This window comes from Streptococcus sp. (genome assembly GCF_032481935.1).
In the GTDB taxonomy this organism is placed as follows: domain Bacteria; phylum Bacillota; class Bacilli; order Lactobacillales; family Streptococcaceae; genus Streptococcus.
Genome location: NZ_JAWERU010000017.1, coordinates 1 through 22724, shown reverse-complemented (window position 1 = coordinate 22724; position 22724 = coordinate 1). Strand labels below are relative to the sequence as shown.

Here is a 22724-nt window from a genome sequence, read left to right as displayed (position 1 = left end):
TCCATATAAATATTGATGCTTTTAATATATCAAAATAGTAGAGTTTTTTCAATAATTTGTAGAAGTTTTACTGTAATTTTATTAAAAGAAGTGCAAGAAAAAAACAAGTTCATTTTTTAGAACTTGTTTCTTCACTATATAAAATCAATGCTTGTATTATCTAACCAAACTACGCAATGCAGCCTGATAAGTCTGCTCCATCAACATAGTAATGGTCATAGGTCCAACTCCACCAGGTACAGGTGTGATATGGCTAGTGATTGGCGCAACAGCATCATAGTCAACATCGCCACAGAGCTTGCCATTTTCATCTCGGTTCATCCCCACATCAATAACAACAGCCCCAGGTTTGACAAAGTCAGCAGTCACAAACTTAGCACGACCGATTGCTACGACAAGAATATCGGCCTTAGAAGCTAGCTTGGCAAGATTATGTGTTCGTGAGTGGGTTAAGGTTACAGTTGCATTCTTAGCTAATAACAACTGGGCCATTGGTTTACCGACAATATTAGAACGACCAATAACAACCGCATTCTTACCTTCTAGTTCAATCCCATACTCATGAAACATTTCCATAATACCAGCTGGAGTTGAAGGGATCATAACTGGATGACCAGACCAAAGGCGCCCCATGTTGAGCGGATGAAAACCATCCACGTCCTTTTCTGGATCAATAGCCAATAAGACAGCTTCTTCATCGATGTGTTTTGGTAAGGGTAACTGCACCAAAATACCATGCCAAGCTGGATCGTGATTGTATTTGGCAATCAAGTCCAACAATTCCTCTTGGGTAATGGTCTCCGGAACTCGCACGACTTCACTTTGGAAACCTGCAGCTATCGCTGAACGTTCCTTGTTACGAACGTAAACCTGACTGGCTGGATTTTCCCCAACCAAAATAACCACCAAACCAGGCACCAAACCTGTCTCTTCCTTCAATTTCGCAGTCTTTTCAGCCAATTGTCCTTGTAGCTTGGCTGCTAAAGCCTTGCCATCAATAATCTGTGTCATGTGTTTTCTCTTTTCTAACAAATATCTTCTATTATATCAAAAAAACACTTGTCCCTCTAACACTTCTTACCTAAGAGACCTTATAGTCTGAAACTATAAGAAAAAGCCCACTTGGAGCTTTTCATGATATTCTTACAAAACCTTACTCAAGAAATCTTTGGTTCTTTGTTCTTGGGTTTGTTCAAAGACTTGCTCTGGAGTTCCATCTTCGACAACAACACCGTCAGCCATAAAGATGACGCGGTCTGCCACTTCACGCGCAAAACCCATCTCATGCGTTACGATGACCATAGTCATTCCTGACTTAGCAAGTTCTTGCATAACCGCTAGTACTTCCCCTACCATTTCTGGGTCTAGGGCAGAAGTCGGTTCATCAAAAAGTAGGACATCTGGTTCCATGGCAAGACCACGAGCAATAGCGATACGTTGTTGCTGACCTCCAGACAAACTTTGTGGATAAGCATCTGCCTTATCTGGTAAACCAACCTTTTCCAAGAGCTCATGCGCTCTCTTCTCAGCAACTTCCTTACTTTCCCCTTTGGTCTTGATAGGAGAAAGCGTGATGTTATCCTTCACTGTCATATTGGGGAAGAGATTGAACTGTTGGAATACCATTCCCATCTTTTCACGCATGGCAAAGAGGTCGTTTTTCTTATCTGTAATGTCTACTCCTTCAAAGATAACCTTTCCTTTTGTCGCTTCTTCGAGGAGATTCATAGAGCGAAGGAGGGTTGACTTACCGCTACCAGACGGTCCGATAATCACCACAACTTCCCCTTTTTTGATTTCAAGATCAATCCCTTTTAAAACTTCATTCTTCCCAAAGTTTTTATGAAGGTTCTCAATTTTTATAAGCGTTTCAGTCATTATTTTTTCTCTCCTTGTCCCATACGATTTTCAAAAGCTTTCAAGGCTAGTGTCAAGATAGAGGTCATAATCAAGTAGTAAAAGGCTGCAAATAAGAGTGGAGTTAAAGGCAAGTAGGTGGTTGTTGACACCGTAGTAGCTCCATTCCACAATTCCATGACACCGATTGCTGACAAGAGTGAACTATCCTTGATAATGGTAATAAACTCATTCCCCAAGGCTGGCAAGATATTCTTGATGGCCTGTGGCAAGATGACATAGCGCATGGCATTTTTAGGACGAATCCCTAGAGAGTAAGCCGCCTCTAATTGTCCTTTAGGTACTGCATTGATACCAGCACGAACTGTTTCTGATACATAGGCACCACTATTCATAGAGATAATGATAATCCCTGGAATCAAACGTGAAAAATCAACTCCCAAAACTCCAATTTGAATAGTCGGAGCATTGATATGCATAAGAGCAAAAGCAATCATGATCTGTACCATCATAGGTGTTCCACGGAAAATCCAAATATAAACATTGGCAAGCCAAGCTATGGGCTTCATTTTAGAACGTTGAGCAAAAGCCAAGACTACCCCTAAAATTGTCCCAAAAAAGACAACCAAAACAGAGATCAAGACTGTTACAAGAGCACCATAGTTAAAATATGGCAGATATTTAGGTAAAAAAGAAAAATTCATAAATCCACTACTTTCTAATTTCTAACTTAAAACTTGTATGAGTATAACATATTTTGAATAAAAATGCAATCTTTTTCCTTTTATTTTCAATAAAATTTCAAAGAAAACAGAAATAGCGAGAAATCTTAGTTTTTTCTAGTCAAGTGGATACTCTTTATGGTAAAATAGTAACGATAAGAAATGGAGGAGAATCAAAATGGAATCACATTTGGTTAGAATCATCAACCGCCTAGAAGCAATGACAAAAGATGGTGGTAACTTAAAACGTAACTTTGAGCGCGAGGGAGTTGTTGTAGCTGAAGTTGCTTTTAATCATGATGAAGAAAATGGCCCAATCTTTACACTTCGTGATGTTGAAGCTCGTGAAACATATACTTTTGACAGCATCGACTTGATTGCGATGGAAATTTACGAACTTCTATACTAATAATAGATATACAGAGGTTGGGACAAAAGACCCGACCTCACTTTTTATTAGCAATCAAACTTTGACGCGGTAGCTGATTGGACTTTTCGTTCGTCTTTTAGACTCCCAAAACTCCTAATCATCTTCGCGGGGCTGGGACTACGAAATCGAAACTTTGTCTATCGATTTCTGTCCCACCGCCTTTCACTAACGAGAATCCTTTTTGTATGACAAATAGGATTTTTTTCTTGCTATCAAGATTTTCTCACGATTAGCGCTCTTCTATTTATAGTGCTAGTATCCAATCTTTTTACTTGAATTGCCCAATAATCATGATATAATTAAATTATATACTTGTTTGACTATTTTTGACCTTTTAGATTTAGTCAAGACTAAGAAAGAAATGAGGTGGCGGTATGCTCTGTCAAAACTGTAAAATCAATGACTCAACGATTCATCTTTATACCAATCTCAATGGGCAACAAAAGCAAATCGACCTTTGTCAAAATTGCTACAAAATTATCAAAACAGATCCTAACAATAGCTTATTCAAGGGCATTACAGATTTAAACAACCGTGATTTTGATCCCTTTGGAGACTTCTTTAACGATCTCAACAACTTTAGACCTTCTTCTAATAACAACAATATCCCCCCAACTCAGTCAGGGGGTGGATACGGTGGAAATGGTGGCTATGGTTCCCAAAATCGTGGTCCTGCCCAAACCCCACCACCAATCCAGGAAAAAGGACTCTTGGATGAATATGGTATCAATGTCACTGAGATTGCCCGTCGTGGAAATATTGACCCTGTAATTGGCCGTGACGAAGAGATTATCCGTGTCATTGAAATCCTCAACCGCAGAACAAAAAACAACCCTGTCCTCATCGGTGAGCCCGGTGTTGGTAAGACAGCTGTTGTCGAAGGTTTAGCTCAGAAAATTGTTGACGGTGATGTTCCCCATAAGCTTCAAGGGAAAGAAGTCATTCGCCTAGATGTCGTTAGTTTAGTCCAAGGTACAGGTATCCGTGGTCAGTTTGAAGAGCGCATGCAAAAACTCATGGAAGAAATTCGTGAGCGCGAGGATGTTATTCTCTTCATTGACGAAATTCATGAAATTGTCGGTGCTGGTTCTGCTGGAGAAGGGAATATGGATGCAGGAAATATCCTAAAACCAGCTCTTGCTCGTGGCGAACTCCAACTAGTTGGTGCTACTACCCTCAATGAATATCGCATCATCGAAAAAGATGCTGCCCTTGAACGTCGTATGCAACCTGTCAAAGTTGATGAACCAACTGTTGAAGAAACCATCATTATCCTGAAAGGTATCCAAAAGAAATACGAAGATTACCATCATGTTCACTATACTGACGGGGCTATCGAAGCGGCCGCTACCCTTTCTAACCGCTACATCCAAGATCGTTTCTTGCCAGACAAGGCCATTGACCTTCTAGATGAAGCTGGTTCAAAAATGAACTTAACCTTGAATTTTGTAGATCCTAAGATCATTGACCAACGCTTAATCGAAGCAGAGAATCTCAAGGCACAAGCAACCCGCGATGAAGATTTTGAAAAAGCAGCCTACTTCCGTGACCAGATTGCCAAATACAAGGAAATGCAAAAAACAAAGGTAACGGATCAGGATACCCCAATCATCAGCGAAAAGACGATTGAACACATCATCGAACAAAAGACTAATATTCCAGTTGGTGATTTGAAAGAAAAAGAACAATCTCAACTGATCAACCTAGCAGATGACCTCAAGGCTCATGTTATTGGTCAAGATGATGCAGTTGATAAGATCGCTAAGGCTATCCGTCGTAACCGTGTTGGACTCGGTACTCCAAACCGTCCAATCGGTAGCTTCCTTTTTGTTGGTCCTACCGGTGTCGGTAAAACAGAACTTTCTAAACAGCTTGCTATCGAACTCTTTGGTTCTGCTGACAGCATGATTCGCTTTGACATGAGTGAATACATGGAAAAACACAGCGTGGCTAAACTCGTTGGTGCCCCTCCAGGATACGTAGGTTATGATGAAGCAGGTCAATTGACTGAAAAAGTCCGCCGTAACCCCTACTCACTGATCCTCTTGGATGAAGTTGAAAAAGCCCATCCAGATGTTATGCATATGTTCCTTCAAGTCTTGGACGATGGTCGTTTAACGGATGGTCAAGGTCGTACTGTTAGCTTTAAAGACGCCATCATTATCATGACCTCAAATGCAGGTACAGGTAAGGCAGAAGCTAGTGTTGGATTTGGTGCTGCTAGAGAAGGCCGTACTAACTCTGTTCTTGGAGAATTAGGCAACTTCTTTAGCCCAGAATTCATGAACCGCTTTGATGGTATTATCGAATTCAAGGCTCTCAGCAAGGAAAACCTCCTTCAAATCGTTGACCTCATGTTAGATGATGTCAATCAACGTCTCTCAAGCAATAATATCCATTTAGATGTAACAGATAAGGTTAAAGAAAAACTTGTAGACCTTGGTTACGATCCAAAAATGGGAGCTCGTCCGCTCCGTCGTACCATCCAAGACTATATCGAAGATGCAATCACGGACTATTACCTTGAAAATCCAAGCGAGAAAAACCTCAAAGCCGTCATGACTAGCAATGGTAAAATCATGATTAAATCAAAAAATAAATTGGAAACAGTTGACTCAAATGACTAATTCCACATACTAAAAGAATGTTCTTACTTGACAGTAAGAGCATTCTTTAATATGATAGAAAGAAAGCGCACACATAAAGGAGAAATTTATGACAAATCCAACCTTTGGAGAAAAAAAAGAGGGTGTAACCTACAAAACTAGATATGGTGTTTATGCAGTCATTCCTGACTCAGCACATGAAAAGATTATCCTCGTTCAAGCTCCAAATGGTGCATGGTTCTTGCCTGGTGGCGAGATTGAAGCAGGTGAAGATCATTTTGAAGCTCTCAAACGAGAACTGATTGAAGAATTAGGTTTTACAGCTGAGATTGGCACTTATTATGGACAAGCAGATGAGTATTTCTATTCCAGCCATCGTGATACTTACTACTACAATCCAGCCTATCTCTACGAAGCTACTTCTTATCAAGAAATCCAAAAACCTTTGGAGGACTTCAATCACCTAGCTTGGTTCCCAATCGATGAAGCCATTGCTAACTTAAAACGTGGCAGTCATAAATGGGCAATTGAAGCTTGGAAAAAACAGCATCAAGTTTAAATTAACTTTTCCAATTTTTCCAAAAAGTGCTATAATAGAAATAGAAACACAGGAGGAAAGCCTATGAAGCTCATCAACACTACTAATTCTCACTCAAACCTTGTTAAAAGCCAACTGGAGAGTACCGACGCTACACTCGTAGAAGTCTACTCTGCAGGCAATACTGATGTTATCTTTACTCAGGCACCGCTTCATTATGAAATCCTCATTTCCAATAAACATCGTGCTATCCGCGAACAAGAAATAGAAAAAATCCAAGAATTTTTCTTGAATCGCAAGATCGAAAAGCAAAATATCGATGAAGCTAATATCAAGACCCTCTACTCTGAAAAATTGATTGAAATCTCAATCCCAACAAAATAAAACTTAGCTATATTTGGACAACACTCTAAAAATTCTAACTTTTTAGAGTGTTCTTTGTCTGTCTAATCCGATATTCTAGAATCAGATTCAGTGTTACAGAAAGAGTTTTCTAACAATCCTTCAACTGACTAAATTTGGCAATATTTTTGTAAAAACTCGGTACTTGATCATCAAAACAATTAATTTCACTATTATAATTTACTAACATTAAAAAAGGAGCTCATAAATGGAGAACATAGTATACAGAAAAGCCAGGCTAGACGAATACCAAAAAATTGGAAAAGTAATAGCCGATAGCTTCTTTGATTATCCATTTTTAACTCTAATCATAGATGATCTCAAGAAACCTGAAAACTATCCTGCTTTTTTAGAACTATTAGAAAGTCTCCTTACTCGCCTCTATATCAAAGAAGAAACCTGTTTAGTAGCTGAACAAGACGGAGAAATCCTAGCTGTCGCCTTATTACAACAAAATGATTTTTCTGTCCTATCTTACTTGCTAAATGGTGTCATAAAACTGTTTCGCTACATTAGCCCACGAAATTTTTTGAAGTATCTTGATTTAGTAGACCGTTCCGAAGAACATTTGAAAAAATCTAATAGCTTTGACTGGTATTTGATGCTCCTTGCGGTCAATCCATCTGTTAAAGGACAAGGAGTGGGCAGTGCTTTTCTTAGAGACGAAGTTGAGCCTTATGTCAAATCCAAGGGTTGCAAGCGCTTAGGGCTCATTACCAGTACAGAAAAAAATGTTCCATTCTATAAAAAGAATGATTATGTATTGCTAGATTTTATGGAGTTAGAGTACGGGACTAAGTCCATTGGGAACTGGGCTTTTTTAAAGACTATCAATAAATAACTAAAAAAGGAGTTGAAATCAACTCCTTTTTACTTTATTTAACTGCTTCTTTCAAGGCATCAACCTTGTCCAAGCGTTCCCATGGAAGATCGATATCTGTACGTCCCATGTGTCCATAAGCCGCTGTTTGACGGTAGATTGGACGTTTGAGATCAAGCATTTGGATGATTCCTGCTGGACGAAGGTCAAAGATTTGACGTGCTGCTTTTTCAAGCTTGCTTTCAGCTACTGTTCCAGTACCAAAAGTATCGATACGAACAGATACAGGTTGAGCTACACCAATGGCATAAGCCAATTGCACTTCTGCTTTCTTAGCAAGACCTGCTGCAACGATGTTTTTTGCAATGTAGCGAGCTGCATAAGAAGCTGAACGGTCAACCTTAGTCGCATCCTTACCAGAGAAGGCACCACCACCGTGGCGTGAGTATCCGCCATAAGTATCCACGATGATCTTACGACCAGTCAAACCTGAGTCTCCTTGAGGTCCTCCGATAACGAAACGACCAGTTGGATTGATGAAGAATTTAGTCTCATCATCAAGATAAGAAGCTGGAATGACTTCTTTGATAACCTTGTTAATCACATCTTCATGAATTTGTTCATTGCTCACTTCTGGATCGTGTTGAGTTGAAATAACGACTGTATCCACGCGCACTGGCTGGTCATTTTCATCATATTCAACAGTAACTTGAGATTTAGCATCTGGACGAAGATAACTAATTTCACCAGACTTACGAAGCTCTGCTAAACGACGAACCAACTTATGGCTGAGTGAGATTGGCAATGGCATGAGTTCTTCAGTTTCATTAACCGCAAAACCAAACATGAGACCTTGGTCTCCAGCTCCAATCAAGTCAAGTGGATCTTGATCAGCATTTCCACGAACTTCCAAGGCTTCATTAACACCTTGGGCGATATCAGGAGATTGTTCTACCAATGATGGGTGAACTCCTACGGTCTCAGCTGAGAATCCATACTCAGTGTTGGTATAGCCAATCTCTGCAATCGTATCACGAACCACTCGGTTAATATCGACATAAGCATTGGTTGAAATTTCACCGAAAACATGTACTGAACCAGTATAAACAGCTGTTTCAGCAGCAACGTGCGCCTCTGGATCTTGCTCTAAAATAGCATCCAAGATAGCATCTGAAATTTGGTCTGCAATCTTATCTGGATGCCCCTCAGATACAGATTCAGACGTGAATAATTTACGTTCTGACATAAAAATGTCCCCCCTTAAAAAATATTCGTTATAGAGTTACAAAGTACTGGTAGAGAATCGATAAACGACCTTCACTACCACCTTATCGGGACCATATAACCTAACTATTATAACACGAATCTTTAAAAAATACTCGTATGATTACTATTTTTCTTAATTGGAAAATGTTTTCTAATCTCAACCAAATAAAAACTCTTAAAGTGGATAGGATTTCCAACTTCAAGAGATTTCTTAAAAACTAATTATTTTCTAGATAAAACTCAAAACGTTCTCCGACGTATTGGCTCTTTACATACTCAAAAGCTGTACCGTCATCAAAGTAAGAAACCTGAGTCAGTCCTAAAATAGCATGCCCCTTTTCTACTTCCAGATAATGAGCAATCTTTTCCTTGGCTAAGCGAGCATAAATAGTCTGGTGAGATTTCCCAATCCGATAACCATGTTTCTGTAAGGTTTGAAAGAAGTGCTTGGTTACTTCTTCTTTCTTGAAATTCTTGATAAATTTCTCAGGTATAGAAGCCACCTCGTAGACTACCGGAACTTGATCTGCATAACGAACACGTTCCATCCGAATAATATTTTCAGTGGCCTTGATCCCTAATTTTTCAACTTCTTGCTCATTAGGAATAGTCCGACGATAGGAAATCAGATGACTCGATGGAGTTTTCCCCTGAGCCTTCACAATTTCCGTAAAACTAGTCGTTCCACGCATTTTTTCCTGAACACGAGTACTAGAAACAAAGGTCCCGCTACCCACACGACGCTCCAAAACTCCTTCCTCGACCAAAAGGGAGATGGCTTGACGAAGGGTCATACGGCTAACCTCAAATTCCTCAGCTAAGTCTCTCTCGCTTGGGAGTCTCTCCCCAATTTTCCAACTTCCCTCATCAATACCTTTTTTGATTTGGTCGTGAATTTTCATATAAGCTGGTAACATGCTTGCTCACTTCTTTTCTTTATTTTTTCCATTGTACCCTATCTCATGGGGAAAAGTCAAACTGCGCTTGTTTGGTTGGTAATTCTGGGTCATTTATGATAGAATATTCAAGAAGATATTTCTTTTAAGAAAGGGAAAAGATGAGCAACATTTCAACTGATTTGCAAGATGTCGAAAAGATCATCGTACTGGACTATGGTAGCCAGTATAACCAACTTATCTCACGTCGTATCCGTGAGATTGGTGTCTTTTCAGAACTAAAAAGTCACAAGATTTCGGCTGACGAAGTCCGTGCTATCAATCCTATCGGGATTGTACTTTCAGGTGGTCCAAACTCTGTTTACGAAGAAGGATCATTTGATATTGATCCAGAGATTTTTGAACTTGGTATTCCTATTTTAGGTATCTGCTACGGTATGCAGCTAATTACTCACAAGCTTGGTGGTAAGGTTGTTCCTGCAGGCGATGCTGGTAACCGTGAGTATGGTCAATCAACATTGACTCATACTGAGTCTCCACTATTTGCTGGTACTCCAAATGAGCAGCTTGTCTTGATGAGCCACGGTGATGCTGTAACTGAGATTCCTGCTGATTTTGTCCGTACTGGTACTTCAGCTGACTGTCCTTATGCAGCTATTGAAAATCCAGAAAAACACATCTACGGTATCCAATTCCACCCAGAGGTTCGTCACTCAGTTCACGGTTATGATATCCTTCGTAACTTCGCTTTGAACATCTGTGGTGCCAAAGGCGATTGGACGATGGATAACTTCATCGAGATGCAAATCAAGCAAATCCGTGAAAAAGTTGGAGACAAACGTGTTCTCCTCGGACTTTCTGGTGGTGTTGACTCTTCTGTTGTTGGGGTTCTTCTCCAAAAAGCCATCGGAGATCAACTAATCTGTATCTTTGTAGACCACGGTCTTCTTCGTAAAGGAGAAGCTGACCAAGTTATGGATATGCTTGGTGGTAAGTTTGGTTTGAATATCGTAAAAGCAGATGCTGCTAAACGTTTCTTGGATAAACTTGCTGGTGTATCTGATCCTGAACAAAAACGTAAGATTATCGGTAACGAGTTTGTCTATGTCTTTGATGACGAAGCAAGCAAACTAAAAGATGTGAAATTCCTTGCGCAAGGAACTCTTTATACAGACGTTATCGAGTCAGGTACTGATACTGCTCAAACTATTAAATCTCACCACAACGTTGGTGGACTTCCAGAAGACATGCAGTTTGAACTCATCGAACCACTCAACACTCTTTACAAGGATGAGGTTCGTGCCCTTGGTACTGAACTTGGTATGCCAGACCACATCGTGTGGCGCCAACCATTCCCAGGACCAGGTCTTGCTATCCGTGTTATGGGTGAAATCACTGAAGAAAAACTTGAAACTGTTCGTGAATCAGACGCTATCCTTCGTGAAGAAATCGCTAAAGCTGGTCTTGACCGCGATATCTGGCAATACTTCACTGTTAACACTGGCGTTCGTTCCGTAGGTGTTATGGGAGATGGCCGTACTTACGACTATACTATCGCTATCCGTGCCATCACTTCTATCGACGGAATGACAGCTGACTTCGCTAAGATTCCATGGGAAGTTCTTCAAAAAATCTCAGTTCGTATCGTAAATGAAGTTGACCACGTTAACCGCATCGTCTACGATATTACAAGTAAACCACCTGCAACCGTTGAGTGGGAGTAAAGTTTCCTATAAAATAAAAAATAATACTGCTGGAGCATGGACTACAGTGGTATTATTTTTTATAATTTCAATATTAGGAAAATTTCTCGACTCTCAACTCCTCTTTTTAAATCCTTGAAACCATGCTATAATATAGTAAGTATAGCTCCAATAACCTAATGATAAAGATTTCTTACATCATCCGTAAGTGTTATTCTACTCTGATTCATATTATAATGAAAGTAACAAAAGATGGAGGTGTTTCACATGGAAACAATTTTACGAGTAGAATCATTAAAAAAGTATTATGGAAAAGAGCCGAATATCACCAAAGCCTTGAACGGTATATCTTTTCAAGTTGTCAAAGGTGAGTTCTTAGGGATTATGGGGAGCAGTGGTTCTGGGAAAACAACCCTTCTTAACTGTCTCGCTACTATCATCAAACCAACTGACGGCTCCATTCAAATGCAAGAAAAAGATTTAGGTCAGTTAAAAGGTAGTCAGTTAGCTGATTATCGTGGCAAGGAAATTGGTTACCTCTTTCAAAATTTTGAGCTTTTGGACAATCTGACAGCCAAAGAAAATATTTTACTCCCCTTATCTTTGCACAAGGTCGATGCCAACGAAAGCAAGGTTCGGTTAGAATTGCTTTCCCAATATCTAGATATTTCTGAACTTCTGGATAAGTTCCCATCTCAATTATCAGGTGGTCAACGGCAAAGGGTAGCTGCTGCGCGTGCCTTGATTTTAGACCCTAAGATTGTATTTGCAGATGAGCCCACAGGAGCTTTGGATTCAAAAAATGCGACCATTTTGATGCAAAAATTATCCGAAATGAATCAAGTGGAAGAAACCACCATTCTCATGGTGACCCACGATTCAGTCGCTGCCAGCTTTTGCAACCGCATCTTGTTTATCCAAGACGGAAAACTATTCCATGAAATTCGTCGCGATTATCCAAGAGAAAGTCAAGAAGACTTCTACCACAGAATACTAAAGGTCATGTCTGCACTGGCTGGAGGTGATGGCAATGTTTTCTAAATTAGTCTCAAGAAATAGCAAGAGGGATCGAAAGAATAATGGCTTGTATTTCAGTTCCATGGTTCTTTCTATTATCTCCTTTTACATCATCCTTTCTTTGACCCATCAAGATGTGATGATCTTTCTCAAACAAATAGAGAGTGACGCTGTAAATAAACTCTTTAGCATGATTCCCATTCTTTATGTAGCAACCCTCTTTATTCTCTTTTTTCTAGTCTACTTCGCAAGCAGTATGCAGATGGAAAGGAGAAAACATGAATTTGGTGTCTATCTAACGCTAGGGATGCGAAGAAGCAAACTGTTCTTGCTGCTCCTACTCGAGGATTTGAGAAACAGTGTCCTTGCCCTTGGAATAGGCCTTCCAATTTCTATCTTGATTTCAGAACTAATCAGCCTAATAACCGCTAAAATTGTGGGACTAGGGATTATTGAACATCAATTTTCTCTATCTACCACAGCTCTACTCTATACAGTCATCGGCTTCCTAGCCGTAAAATTAGCTGTTTTTGTCCTTTTAAGTGCAAAGACGGCCAATATGGAAATCGGAAACCTGCTTACCTATTCACCCTCTGGAATGAAGAAACTACTCCCCAAGGGGGTGTACCTTCTTGCTTCTGTCCTCGGAATTTTGCTTCTAGGAACAGCCTATTACATGGGTATGAGTGGACGAGCTTGGGAGAGTGTCATAACCATGGGCATCACTGTTTTCTTGGGGACTCTAGGAACTATCCTCCTCTTCTTTGGTATGCGTTTATTTATAGACTTTTTGGTCAAGCTTGGAAACAATCGAAAACTTCATGCCTATAATTTTAGACAGATTCAGGAATTAGTTATCCAGCGCTCAACTATACTGGCCATCTGCTCCCTCTTAATCTTCTCTGCCTTGTGCCTCTTTGGAGCAGGTGTGGCCATTGCAAGTGGCAATTCAGGCAATCAAACCCACGTATTTGATTATACATTTAGAGATAGCAAGCAGGATACAGATGAAAATCTTGATGTAAGTACAGTAAAAAAAGAGCTTGAAGCTGCTGGACTAGAATCACAGTTTTCAAAGATTCTGCAAATTAAAGTAGGCAAACCAAAAGAACTCGAGTCCGTGTCCTTTGAACAGTTCATCAAGGTATTGAAAGAGCAAAAAGAAAGTAAAAACAAGGAAGTCTTAGTCCATAATTTCCAGAAGTATATAAGTTGCCACCTTTTGCCACTCTCTGAATACAATGAGCTTAGAAAGGCTGCCAGTCTCCCTCCTCTAGAATTAACAAACAAGGAAGCCTACTTGTATATGGGGAAAGATTTTCTCCCAGATGAAAGTCTCGTCAACTCTGTTCTGAAAACAAATCCTCAAATCAAAGTCATGGGAAATGATGTAAAATTGATTGGCGAGGTGGAGTCTTTGCCAATCGTAACGGATCGTGAGATAACCCTCTCTGTCGCTCTCATAGTCCCAGATGAAGTCTTTATGAACTATACAGACGGTCGCTACTCGAACTATGTCAGCGGTATCTTAGCTCCTGAACTAGTCAAGGAAAAAGGCCTGATGAGAGCTATCTCAGATACCAATGAAAAGCTAAATCAAACCTCTCTTGGTTATGAAAGCTATATACAAAATATGGGAAGACAATTATTTTACATTATCTCTGCCAGCTATATCACCATCTATCTGGCTATCATCTTCCTTGTTGTCGCAAATACAATTATCGGCGTTCAGTTTTTGATGGGACAAAGACAATCCTACAGACGATACCAGACCTTAATCCATCTTGGAGCAAACTACGAAACTCTTTGTAAATCTTCAGAAAAACAAATCAATTGGTATTTTGGTCTACCAATAGCTCTTGCACTTATCAGTAGTAGCTTCGGAGTGAGCTCCCTCCTCACAGGAATAGTACCAGCCAGTGCAAGAATGGCCATGGGGCAGAAATTTATCACAGCCATGGTGATAATACTACTGTTAGCTGGATTTGAAGTCATCTATATAAGAATTGTAAAGAAAAATAGCAACAAGTACTTGTTGTCATTAATGGAACCCAAAAGAGATGAATAAGGTAGAATAAAATAGGAAAAGGAGGAGCCGATATGAAGCATATTCTGGTTATTGAAGACGAAGCCTTGATTCGAGATGAAATTGTCATTTTGTTAGAGAAAGCGGGTTATCAAGTTGATAAGTTGACTGACTTCAAAGATACAAGCCAGCAAGTATTGCAATACGATACGGATTTAATCATACTGGATTTGAATTTACCAGGAGAAACAGGTTTTCAAATTTGTAAAAATCTCAAGTCCAAACGCTCTGTGCCCATATTGGTTCTCACCTCCCGTGAACAACTAAAAGATGAGATTTACGCCCTAAAATTAGGGGCTGACGAGTACTTAACAAAACCTTTCAAGAAAGAAAGATTCTTGGCTCGTATAGAAAACATCTTGAAACGCTATGAAGGTAGACAAAATTTGCTTGAAAAAGATAATTTCCTGCTGGATAGAAATACCTATACTCTTTATATCAACGGACATTCGATTTTACTCCCTCAAAATCAAGGGAAATTGTTAGAAACATTATTAGTGGCAACTGATTCTGTCGTCACAAAAGAAGAACTAAGCATGAAACTGTGGAATACAACTGAGTTCATCGATGAAAATGCTCTACAAGTAAACATTGCAAGGCTGAAAAAGGTGATGAAACAGGTTGGCATTGCCCTTAAAGTCAAGTCCGTCAGAGGTATTGGTTACAAGCTAGAAGAGGTAAGTCCAGATGAAACATAATCTAAAATATCTAGCTAGTTATCTGCCTTGGTTACTTGTTCTCTTAGCATTTGATCTATTTACAGCTGTCCTGCTTTGGCTTTCAGATGTGAGAATGTTTCAAGCTCTCATCCTTCTCTATATTTTAGCCACCGTCCTGCTTTTTTTCATCCTATCTTTCTTACTTATAAGAAAAGAAAGAAAAAAAGCCGCTGCCTATAAATCCTTCATAGCCAATCCTAAGATCGATACTGAGCTTGAATTATTGAATTTATCAAGTGCCTCAGAGAAAGAAAGCATTGGAAAAATAGCAGATACACTTTATCAAAAGCAGGCTCAAATAGGAAAACTCAACTCATTACTAGCCGAGTACGAGGACTATGTTGAAAAATGGGCGCATGAGATTAAACTTCCTTTATCGCTTCTTTCCCTCCTTTTAGACAATCAAAGTGACCAACTACCTGAGGATACTGCTTTTAAATTGGACTATGTGAAAAATCAAATCCAAGGAAATGTATCACAGATCTTATTCTACTACAGGGTGAAAAGTGAGAAAAATGATTTTCTATTTGAAGACCTTGACCTAGAAGAGTGTATCCAAGATCTTTTGGAGAACTTTGATCCCTTGCTCAAAGAAAAGAATTTTACGATTAAGTTAGAGAACATACAAGGAATCTGCTACACCGATCAACGCAGTTTTGGATTTATCCTGTCTCAAATACTAGCCAACGCCCTTAAATATAGCTCTGACAAACCAGAACTCAAGATTTCTATGTCAAGTGACAAGGGGCGCAAAACCCTGATTATTTGTGATAATGGGTGTGGAGTTAAAGCTTGCGACCTCCCTCATATCTTTGAAAAAGGATTTACAGGTGATTCAGGAGAGACAAGGAAAAAATCAACAGGCATGGGTCTCTATCTTGTCAAACAATTAGCAGATGCTTTAAAAATCGACATCGTAGTAAAATCCGAATGGATGCATGGATTTGAAATCTCTCTTTCTATTTCGTAATTTTTCGATTAAGAAAATTGCCTAGTCATAGAAAGCACATATTTTATACAAAAAAGAAAGCTGTACTGACCCCCAAAAATTGAACAAATAATTATTGAAAGGATTTAGTTCTGTATTGCACAGGGCTAAGTCCTTTTAGTTTGACTTTAATTCGTTTGTTGTTTTAGTTCTGGAGAATAATAACGATTCATCCCTTTCTTGACGATATCTATGCCATAACGGTCAATTAATTTCATCATGTATTTTAGACCAGAAATATCCACACCAAATCTTTTCGAAAGCTTTTTGAAGCTTTGTCCTTGCTTTCTTAGTTCATAAATCTGAACTTTATCTTCATAATTCAATTTCATAATAAAACACCCCAAAAGTTAGATTTTTTCTGTCTAACTTTTGGGGTGCAGTTCAAATTTCTGATGGGATTTTAATATTTCATGATGATTCTTAGTAGAAAACTTTCGATAGATTCTAGCAATCGTTAAAAAGATAACGTAAAGTATACCTAAGATGGTTAAAACTATTTTTCCAGTACTCAATTCTGAACCGATTATCAATATATGAAAGAGAGGAGAGAGACCGGTACACACATATATCAAATAAGCAATAACATTTATTTCACCAATCCCAGCAATAAAATCTTTAAAATCTTTCATTTATCTTTTCCTACAATCTACTTTTAATTTAAGTTTATTATAAACTTCAGAAAATTAAAAGAATGTTCAGATTAAATTATCATTTTCCCAATATTATATACTAATGAATTCTGACAATCCTGGTGTTGAACTATAAAAAAAACAGTAAAACCGACTTGGTTCTACTGTCTTATTCTTAAAATGTCTGGCGTTTGGCTTTTCGCTCTGCACGTCCGCGAGCACGACCTTCTGCTCTCTTGGTTTTACGGCGTTTTTCATCGACGGCCCACTGGATTTTTTTCTTATAACCTGGTTTGACTTTTTTCTTTTTCTTTTTAACCAAGCCAATCATTTCGATGTCCAGTTTTTCCTGTTTCTTCTCACGATTAGCACGGCGGTCACGGTCATAAGTATCTTGGAATTCTCCGTCTTTGACCATCTTAGGCACAAACTTAATTCCTAATTTCTCTAACTCACGAATATCTGAGTCATCACTAGGCTGGTAAAGTGTAATGGCTGTTCCTGGTAAACCATTACGTCCAGTTCGTCCAACACGGTGGACAAAGAAGGACAAGTCTTGTGGAATAGCATCATTAATAACGTGACTGACACCTTCGATGTCAATCCCACGCGCTGCCAGGTCAGTTGCCACGATATACTCAAAATCAAGATTTTTGACCTGATTCATGATCCGTTTGCGTTCACGAGGAGCAATATCCCCATGAATCTTAGCAACCTTCAAGCCTTGGGCTGTTAGGTAGGTATGCAATTCATCCGCACGAGTTTTTGTATTGACAAAAATCATGGCGAGATATGGCTGCATGACTTGAGTCAATTCATAAATCTGGGCATTCTTATCACGACCTTTAGTCGAAATCAACCAGTTATCAATGGTATCTGAGATAACTGTTTTGGTCTTGATTTTTTCCATAACTGGATTAGACAAGTATTTTTTCAAGAATGGTTGCAGTTTTTGCGGAATAGTTGCTGAAAAGACCATAAACTGCAAGTCCTTGGGAAGGCTACCTGCAATCTTATCAACTGTTTCCAAGAATCCCATATCCAAGGTCATATCAGCTTCATCGACTACAAAGGTCTTAGCCTTGTGGATAGCCAAATCACCCGATTTTACCAAATCATAGATACGACCTGGTGTTCCGATAACAATATGGGGCTGGTTGCTTGCCAGTTTTTCAATCTGACGCGCCTTGTCTGTCCCACCCACATAGTTGGCAACACGAATTTCAACTTCTGAATGTGCTGCAATCTGGCGAGCCGCTTGGTAAATCTGAGTTGCTAACTCACGACTAGGAGCTGTGATAACTGCCTGTACACTGTCGCTCTCTTCATCCAACTGTTGGAAAATTGGAAGCAAGAAAGTATGAGTCTTCCCTGAACCTGTTTTTGATTCACCAACCAAGTCTCGACCAGCCAAGACAATAGGAATCAACTTATCCTGCACCTCGGTAGGAGTCGTAAACTTCAACTCCTCCAAAGCTTCTTCTATATATTTTTTAAACTTAAATTTCGTAAATGACATAATATCCTCGATTCTATCTATCTACTCATTATACCACATTTTGATGCATTTCAGTTAAACTTTCAATTTAGATTAACCCACGAAAATTTCAAAATATAGACAAATAAAGACAAGAAAAATACTCTCTGTCCATCATAAACAGAGAGTATCGCTTTTTTATTTAAGATCCCATTCTTTCATTAGCCAATCACAAAACTGTTGATAGCGTTGGTCGAGAGCTTCATGATGCCCATATGCATCAAAGGTGGAATATGTTGAGGGAACTGCTTCTGAAATCAGATCATGAAGTTCCCTTGCAAAAAGAGGAGCCTTAGACAGACGGTTGGAATGATTGGAACCTTCTGTCTGACCATTTTGCAGATAAATAAGGCTTTGGCTCTGCATCAAAGTATGTTCCCTGCAAAAGTCTATAAATTCTGGATACCAGAAAGAACCACAGATAGAAAAGATACAGGTCACAGGAAGATGACTACTATAGAGACTATAAACAGCTGCAAGACCGCCCAGTGAATAGCCACCATAAGCAATCCTACTTTCATCAATCAAGTAATCCTTTTTCAGAGTTGTTAGAATTCCTTGAAAGAGCTTCTGATGGTAGTCGTCTCCCTTCCCACCGAAATCTGGCGCCCCTTCTTTCAACGCACTAGCTTTCCAAGGTGTAAAGTCATCCAGACGATTTTCTGGGATCAAACCCACCAAAATCACAGATTGGGACAGGTCTGACAAATAATCTAGTTCCCCATCGTTTAAGAGCACAACTGGGTAGGCTTGTTTAGAGTCATAGTTTGAAGGAAGACTGACTTTAACACGAATCCCTTCCCAGTTAAACTCCTTATTTCTTGATAAAGTCATTGATTTTTTCAAGGGAATCAATCACTGCTGGACCGTAGTCCATCAACTCATCGTAAGAGATGGTCATGATTTTTTGATTCTTGATTGCTGGTACATTTTCCAAAACAGCATTTGCCTTCATCAAATCCACTGCTTTTTCATCCAATTTTTGATTGCGGTCGCTGGTTACATAGATAATCAACTCTGGATCCATTGATACTAGATTTTCTAAAGTCAAACCAGATGTTCCTGTTGCGACATTTGTGTAACCAAGTTGGTTGAGCAAACTTTCTTGAAGGGCTGACTTGTAGGCACCAAAGGTTTCGTCGTTATAAGCAACCATAATCAAAGCTTTTTTCTTTTCACCCTGTGTTTCTGGATTGGCTTTTTTAACCGCATCGATTTTAGCTTGCAATTGCTCTGCGTATTGGTTTGCCTTGTCTTGGACATTGAAAATGGTACCAAGATTCTTCACATCTTCTACGATATTTCCCAAATCCTGTTGGATATTTGAAAGTGAGGCTTTTTGCGTATAAACAGGGATTTTATTTTCATTCCAAGCACTGATAGTCCCCATTGACTTTTCAGAAAACATCATGTTGCGTCCCATCAAGGCGTCTGGTTCATAAGAAAGAACCGTTTCTTGTGAGACTGATTTTTTATCCCCAATATGAGGGATGGCTTCAATGGCATCCTTGTATTTACCAGTTACTGCATTATCAGGATTAAGCATACCGGCAATTTTATCCTTCAAACCGAGTTCAAGTAGGATTTCAGTTGTTGAAAGATTGTTGGTGATGACCTTTTCAGGTGCCTTTTCAAAAACTTGTTCGACTTCATTTCCTTTGGCATCATAAGTTTTGATGGTTACAGGATAGTTGGTTTCTGTAGTAGATTTTTGACTTGTCTCTGCGCTTGATTGTGTGGTAGCTTTTTCTGTTGAACTATTGCCACAAGCTGCTAAAGTTAAGGTAGCTACTGTTAGGAGCAAAATACTGAGTGATTTTTTCATGTTTGTTTTCCTTTTCATTTTTTATAAATAGTGAATCATGGCTTGCTGGTCTTCCGTCCAAGTAACCCTACTTTGGACACCATATACAGCCTGCAAAGACTCAGGAGTGATGGTCTCTCTTGGAGTCCCTTGGTAAACAATTTCTCCTTCTTTCATCAGATAGAGATAGTCTGAATAACGACAAGCCAGCTGAATATCGTGTAGGACTGCTAGTACATTGATATTGAGATGTTTGACAATGGTTAACAAGTCTAGCTGGTACTTGATATCTAAATGATTGGTTGGTTCATCCAAGAGCAAGAGTGTCGGTTCTTGTGCCAAGGCACGTGCCAATAAAACCCGTTGCTTCTCTCCTCCTGACAAAGAAGAGTAGAGTCGATTTCTCTTTTCGAACATATCTACCTTGATCAGAGCATCCTCAACCAAGGCAAAGTCTTTTTCTTTTTCCTTTTGTAAGAAAGAGAGATGGGGTGTTCTGCCCAGCATGACGATTTCCTCAACCTTACAATCAAATTGTAACTGATTAAACTGCGTGACGACTGCCATCTGCTTTGCCGTTTCCTTGATGCTCATTTGTTCCAAGGGTTTTCCATCTAGAGAAATCAAGCCTTGATCAGGCTTTTCCTGACGATAGAGAAGTTTCAGTAGGCTAGTTTTCCCACTTCCATTGGGTCCCAAAATTGTATGAAATTGCTTGCCCTCCAGTTTGAGCGACACTCCTTTGAGAATTTTTTTCTCTCCGATTCCAAAGTGAATATCCTGGCACATTAAGTCCATATCAGACCTTCACCTCCCCTCGTCTATTTCCAACCATGTAGATAAAGAAAGGGGCACCTACTAGAGCTGTAAAAATCCCAATCGGCAGCTCAGCATTTTGAATCAAGACACGAGCAAGAACATCTGCCCAGATAACAAAGAGGGCGCCGAGCAAGGTTGCTATCGGAAAAAGCCTTCTGTAATTAGTACCAACCAAGCTTCGTGCCAAATGAGGTGTAATCAGACCGACAAAACCAATAATCCCACAGGTCGATACCAAGATTGCTGTCATTATAGCCACAATCGTCACATAGAGATACCAGTAAAAACGTAGGGGAATCCCTAAGGTCAAAGCCGCCTCATCACCCATCATCATGGCATTAAAAACACGATATTGAGTAGAGAAAAATAAAAAAGCAATTCCCACGATTATAGTTGGCAAGGTTAAGTGAGCCCAGGAAGTTCCCGCTAAAGAACCCATGGTCCAAAACTTGATGGTCATGACACTATCAGCATTAGCGCCAATTGAGATAATAAAGTTTGAAAAAGCCAAAAATAGTGCATTCACAACTGTCCCTGATAAAATCAGGCTTGAAGTTGTCATTCTACCTTGCATGGAAGCAATCAGAAGGACTGCAACTGTTGCCACAAGCGCTCCAATGAAAGAGCCAAGACCAATCATGATCTTAAATCCGAGAATGATGCTCAAAGTCGCACCAAAGGTTGCCCCAGCTGAAATTCCTAAAACATAAGGTTCTGCGATTGGATTATTGACTGTTGACTGCATGACGCTACCACACATGGAAAGGCCTGCACCAACTATCAAACCAAGAAAAACCCGTGGTAATCTCATATTCCAAACAATAGCAAGTGTAGACTTCGAAAGGTCTCCTATATCCAAAGGGGCCCCCATCTTACTTAAAATAATTCTATAAGTATCACTCAAGCTAATCTGAACAGACCCCATAGAAACAGCTAAAAATAGAGAGACTCCCAAAGCTCCGAGCAACAGAGATAGGAGAAAAACATATCGCAGGTTTTGATGGCTTCCAGAAGATTTGGAAATCATGAAACCCTCCCTTAATAAAATTAAAAATTTAGACAATTTTCATAAATAGTATACCACATTTCCAAGGCAGGAACAAGGCTAGAAAGATACAGATAAAAAGACTGTTGAAATTAGAGAGCTGATTGAGCTCAGGCTAAAATCCTAATGCAACTAAAAAATCTCCCCGAAGGGAGAAGATCTGGTTTATTTTACCTTACAGTGCTAGGAACCGTAACCGAAGATTATACTTGAGTATATCGAGGTAAGGTGACGAAAATAAAAAAAGACTACTCAATCGAGTAGCCTTATGTTCAAGATATGCTCAATTGAACACGGCATTAGCACTTGGCAAAAACAAAAAGCCCTCTGAAGTCAGAGAACTCATTTGAGCTCGGGCTAAAATCCTAGGGGAAAAGATGAAACTCCTTGTGTTCATCGAACACTGTGTCCTTTCCCTATTTTCATACGGATTTTTAACGCCCTTAGCATCATGATTCTTGCTGGATAAAACGTTGGTAGACTAGGCGGCAAGCCGAAGATTGTACAAAAATTTTAGTGAAACAAAAAAATCTCCCCGAAGGGAGACATAACTGGTTTATTTTACCTTATAGTGCTAGGAACCGTAACCGAAGATTATACTTGAGTATATCGAGGTAAGGTGACAACGCAATGTAAGTGGAAAATAAAGCAGATTAGCGACGAAGTCCAAGAGAGTTGATCAACTCACGGTAACGGTTAACGTCGTTTTTACGCAAGTATGCAAGCAAGTTACGACGGCGACCGATTTTCTTCATCAATCCACGGTAAGTAGCGTGGTCTTTTTTGTGTTGTTTGATGTGTTCGTTAAGGTGGTTGATTTCCCAAGTAAGGACAGCA

General features: G+C 39.5%; 22 protein-coding genes and 2 pseudogenes. 10 read left to right on the top strand and 14 right to left on the bottom strand.

The features are described 5' to 3' along the window. Positions 1 to 156: 156 nt before the first annotated feature. The 3 genes from E7C97_RS04990 to E7C97_RS04980 all read right to left on the bottom strand — a co-directional run bounded on the left by E7C97_RS04990 (position 157) and on the right by E7C97_RS04980 (position 2561). Positions 157 to 1011, bottom strand: coding sequence for a bifunctional methylenetetrahydrofolate dehydrogenase/methenyltetrahydrofolate cyclohydrolase (locus E7C97_RS04990; RefSeq protein WP_316108342.1), 855 nt, complete (start codon positions 1009 to 1011; stop codon positions 157 to 159). 132 nt (positions 1012 to 1143) lie between these two features. Beyond that, positions 1144 to 1878, bottom strand: a complete 735-nt coding sequence (locus E7C97_RS04985; protein ID WP_045762888.1) for an amino acid ABC transporter ATP-binding protein — start codon at positions 1876 to 1878, stop codon at positions 1144 to 1146. Then, the gene (locus E7C97_RS04980; RefSeq protein ID WP_153225415.1) at positions 1878 to 2561 is read right to left on the bottom strand and encodes an amino acid ABC transporter permease; all 684 of its coding nucleotides are present in this window, start codon (positions 2559 to 2561) and stop codon (positions 1878 to 1880) included. Before E7C97_RS04980 ends, E7C97_RS04985 begins: the two co-directional genes overlap by 1 nt. Before the next feature lie 196 nt (positions 2562 to 2757). Between E7C97_RS04980 and E7C97_RS04975 the strand changes: the two genes are divergently transcribed. The 5 genes from E7C97_RS04975 to E7C97_RS04955 all read left to right on the top strand — a co-directional run bounded on the left by E7C97_RS04975 (position 2758) and on the right by E7C97_RS04955 (position 7396). Continuing rightward, on the top strand, positions 2758 to 2988 hold the full coding sequence (locus tag E7C97_RS04975) for a DUF1797 family protein (RefSeq protein ID WP_000443576.1): 231 nt from the start codon (positions 2758 to 2760) through the stop codon (positions 2986 to 2988). A gap of 395 nt (positions 2989 to 3383) precedes the next feature. Continuing rightward, positions 3384 to 5636 (top strand): ATP-dependent Clp protease ATP-binding subunit, encoded by a 2253-nt coding sequence (locus E7C97_RS04970; RefSeq protein ID WP_316108341.1) that lies wholly within the window; start codon positions 3384 to 3386, stop codon positions 5634 to 5636. 88 nt (positions 5637 to 5724) lie between these two features. Then, positions 5725 to 6174 (top strand): NUDIX hydrolase, encoded by a 450-nt coding sequence (locus tag E7C97_RS04965; protein ID WP_045762885.1) that lies wholly within the window; start codon positions 5725 to 5727, stop codon positions 6172 to 6174. Positions 6175 to 6237: 63 nt separating this feature from the next. Continuing rightward, positions 6238 to 6537 (top strand): DUF1827 family protein, encoded by a 300-nt coding sequence (locus E7C97_RS04960; protein WP_000767183.1) that lies wholly within the window; start codon positions 6238 to 6240, stop codon positions 6535 to 6537. Between the two features lie 226 nt (positions 6538 to 6763). Further along, the gene (locus tag E7C97_RS04955) at positions 6764 to 7396 is read left to right on the top strand and encodes a GNAT family N-acetyltransferase (protein WP_316108340.1); all 633 of its coding nucleotides are present in this window, start codon (positions 6764 to 6766) and stop codon (positions 7394 to 7396) included. A 34-nt stretch (positions 7397 to 7430) separates the two neighbouring features. On the opposite strand, the gene metK is transcribed toward E7C97_RS04955, so the two are convergent. Together metK and E7C97_RS04945 are read right to left on the bottom strand one after the other, a co-directional pair. After that, positions 7431 to 8621: a methionine adenosyltransferase gene (gene metK / locus E7C97_RS04950; protein ID WP_000003967.1), complete on the bottom strand. Its 1191-nt coding sequence runs from the start codon at positions 8619 to 8621 to the stop codon at positions 7431 to 7433. Positions 8622 to 8859: 238 nt separating this feature from the next. Next, entirely contained in the window at positions 8860 to 9558 is a 699-nt protein-coding gene (locus E7C97_RS04945) for a GntR family transcriptional regulator (protein ID WP_316108339.1), read from the bottom strand. 140 nt (positions 9559 to 9698) lie between these two features. Here E7C97_RS04945 and guaA point away from each other — a divergent pair, with 140 nt between their 5' ends. The 5 genes from guaA to E7C97_RS04920 all read left to right on the top strand — a co-directional run bounded on the left by guaA (position 9699) and on the right by E7C97_RS04920 (position 16032). Continuing rightward, positions 9699 to 11261: a glutamine-hydrolyzing GMP synthase gene (gene guaA / locus E7C97_RS04940; RefSeq protein ID WP_316108338.1), complete on the top strand. Its 1563-nt coding sequence runs from the start codon at positions 9699 to 9701 to the stop codon at positions 11259 to 11261. A gap of 246 nt (positions 11262 to 11507) precedes the next feature. After that, positions 11508 to 12281: an ABC transporter ATP-binding protein gene (locus E7C97_RS04935; RefSeq protein ID WP_049530943.1), complete on the top strand. Its 774-nt coding sequence runs from the start codon at positions 11508 to 11510 to the stop codon at positions 12279 to 12281. After that, a complete protein-coding gene (locus E7C97_RS04930) occupies positions 12271 to 14325 on the top strand; it encodes an FtsX-like permease family protein (protein ID WP_316108337.1) in 2055 nt (684 codons plus the stop codon). Before E7C97_RS04935 ends, E7C97_RS04930 begins: the two co-directional genes overlap by 11 nt. A 32-nt stretch (positions 14326 to 14357) precedes the next feature. Next, positions 14358 to 15041, top strand: a complete 684-nt coding sequence (locus E7C97_RS04925; RefSeq protein ID WP_316108336.1) for a response regulator transcription factor — start codon at positions 14358 to 14360, stop codon at positions 15039 to 15041. Continuing rightward, a complete protein-coding gene (locus E7C97_RS04920; protein ID WP_316108335.1) occupies positions 15031 to 16032 on the top strand; it encodes a sensor histidine kinase in 1002 nt (333 codons plus the stop codon). The genes E7C97_RS04925 and E7C97_RS04920 overlap by 11 nt, the downstream gene beginning before the upstream one ends. 91 nt (positions 16033 to 16123) lie before the next feature. Here E7C97_RS04920 and E7C97_RS09635 read toward each other — a convergent pair. From E7C97_RS09635 to rpsO, 9 genes and pseudogenes are all read right to left on the bottom strand, one after another. Next, a pseudogene (locus E7C97_RS09635) lies at positions 16124 to 16195 on the bottom strand (IS3 family transposase); the annotation flags it as partial. Continuing rightward, positions 16188 to 16382 (bottom strand): annotated as a pseudogene (locus E7C97_RS04915) (IS3 family transposase); the annotation flags it as partial. The pseudogenes E7C97_RS09635 and E7C97_RS04915, both read right to left, overlap by 8 nt. A gap of 33 nt (positions 16383 to 16415) precedes the next feature. Continuing rightward, positions 16416 to 16682, bottom strand: a complete 267-nt coding sequence (locus E7C97_RS04910) for a hypothetical protein (protein WP_316108334.1) — start codon at positions 16680 to 16682, stop codon at positions 16416 to 16418. Between the two features lie 175 nt (positions 16683 to 16857). Continuing rightward, positions 16858 to 18201 (bottom strand): DEAD/DEAH box helicase, encoded by a 1344-nt coding sequence (locus E7C97_RS04905; RefSeq protein ID WP_223339261.1) that lies wholly within the window; start codon positions 18199 to 18201, stop codon positions 16858 to 16860. Between the two features lie 156 nt (positions 18202 to 18357). Then, positions 18358 to 19053, bottom strand: coding sequence for an alpha/beta hydrolase-fold protein (locus E7C97_RS04900; protein ID WP_049504093.1), 696 nt, complete (start codon positions 19051 to 19053; stop codon positions 18358 to 18360). Beyond that, positions 19034 to 20044, bottom strand: a complete 1011-nt coding sequence (locus tag E7C97_RS04895) for an ABC transporter substrate-binding protein (protein WP_316108333.1) — start codon at positions 20042 to 20044, stop codon at positions 19034 to 19036. Before E7C97_RS04895 ends, E7C97_RS04900 begins: the two co-directional genes overlap by 20 nt. A gap of 21 nt (positions 20045 to 20065) precedes the next feature. Beyond that, positions 20066 to 20821 (bottom strand): ABC transporter ATP-binding protein, encoded by a 756-nt coding sequence (locus E7C97_RS04890; protein WP_316108332.1) that lies wholly within the window; start codon positions 20819 to 20821, stop codon positions 20066 to 20068. A gap of 1 nt (position 20822) precedes the next feature. Then, the gene (locus tag E7C97_RS04885) at positions 20823 to 21869 is read right to left on the bottom strand and encodes an iron ABC transporter permease (RefSeq protein WP_316108331.1); all 1047 of its coding nucleotides are present in this window, start codon (positions 21867 to 21869) and stop codon (positions 20823 to 20825) included. Between the two features lie 671 nt (positions 21870 to 22540). After that, on the bottom strand, positions 22541 to 22724 hold a 184-nt coding region (gene rpsO, locus E7C97_RS04880), incomplete at its 5' end, for a 30S ribosomal protein S15 (RefSeq protein ID WP_316108330.1).

What these genes read in the sequence shown, in the direction of transcription:
- E7C97_RS04990 (WP_316108342.1), bottom strand. Translation starts at nt 1,011, where the DNA reads ATGACACAGATTATTGATGGCAAGGCTTTAGCAGCCAAGCTACAAGGA.
- E7C97_RS04985 (WP_045762888.1), bottom strand. Translation starts at nt 1,878, where the DNA reads ATGACTGAAACGCTTATAAAAATTGAGAACCTTCATAAAAACTTTGGG.
- E7C97_RS04980 (WP_153225415.1), bottom strand. Translation starts at nt 2,561, where the DNA reads ATGAATTTTTCTTTTTTACCTAAATATCTGCCATATTTTAACTATGGT.
- E7C97_RS04975 (WP_000443576.1), top strand. Translation starts at nt 2,758, where the DNA reads ATGGAATCACATTTGGTTAGAATCATCAACCGCCTAGAAGCAATGACA.
- E7C97_RS04970 (WP_316108341.1), top strand. Translation starts at nt 3,384, where the DNA reads ATGCTCTGTCAAAACTGTAAAATCAATGACTCAACGATTCATCTTTAT.
- E7C97_RS04965 (WP_045762885.1), top strand. Translation starts at nt 5,725, where the DNA reads ATGACAAATCCAACCTTTGGAGAAAAAAAAGAGGGTGTAACCTACAAA.
- E7C97_RS04960 (WP_000767183.1), top strand. Translation starts at nt 6,238, where the DNA reads ATGAAGCTCATCAACACTACTAATTCTCACTCAAACCTTGTTAAAAGC.
- E7C97_RS04955 (WP_316108340.1), top strand. Translation starts at nt 6,764, where the DNA reads ATGGAGAACATAGTATACAGAAAAGCCAGGCTAGACGAATACCAAAAA.
- metK (WP_000003967.1), bottom strand. Translation starts at nt 8,621, where the DNA reads ATGTCAGAACGTAAATTATTCACGTCTGAATCTGTATCTGAGGGGCAT.
- E7C97_RS04945 (WP_316108339.1), bottom strand. Translation starts at nt 9,558, where the DNA reads ATGTTACCAGCTTATATGAAAATTCACGACCAAATCAAAAAAGGTATT.
- guaA (WP_316108338.1), top strand. Translation starts at nt 9,699, where the DNA reads ATGAGCAACATTTCAACTGATTTGCAAGATGTCGAAAAGATCATCGTA.
- E7C97_RS04935 (WP_049530943.1), top strand. Translation starts at nt 11,508, where the DNA reads ATGGAAACAATTTTACGAGTAGAATCATTAAAAAAGTATTATGGAAAA.
- E7C97_RS04930 (WP_316108337.1), top strand. Translation starts at nt 12,271, where the DNA reads ATGTTTTCTAAATTAGTCTCAAGAAATAGCAAGAGGGATCGAAAGAAT.
- E7C97_RS04925 (WP_316108336.1), top strand. Translation starts at nt 14,358, where the DNA reads ATGAAGCATATTCTGGTTATTGAAGACGAAGCCTTGATTCGAGATGAA.
- E7C97_RS04920 (WP_316108335.1), top strand. Translation starts at nt 15,031, where the DNA reads ATGAAACATAATCTAAAATATCTAGCTAGTTATCTGCCTTGGTTACTT.
- E7C97_RS04910 (WP_316108334.1), bottom strand. Translation starts at nt 16,682, where the DNA reads ATGAAAGATTTTAAAGATTTTATTGCTGGGATTGGTGAAATAAATGTT.
- E7C97_RS04905 (WP_223339261.1), bottom strand. Translation starts at nt 18,201, where the DNA reads ATGTCATTTACGAAATTTAAGTTTAAAAAATATATAGAAGAAGCTTTG.
- E7C97_RS04900 (WP_049504093.1), bottom strand. Translation starts at nt 19,053, where the DNA reads ATGACTTTATCAAGAAATAAGGAGTTTAACTGGGAAGGGATTCGTGTT.
- E7C97_RS04895 (WP_316108333.1), bottom strand. Translation starts at nt 20,044, where the DNA reads ATGAAAAAATCACTCAGTATTTTGCTCCTAACAGTAGCTACCTTAACT.
- E7C97_RS04890 (WP_316108332.1), bottom strand. Translation starts at nt 20,821, where the DNA reads ATGGACTTAATGTGCCAGGATATTCACTTTGGAATCGGAGAGAAAAAA.
- E7C97_RS04885 (WP_316108331.1), bottom strand. Translation starts at nt 21,869, where the DNA reads ATGATTTCCAAATCTTCTGGAAGCCATCAAAACCTGCGATATGTTTTT.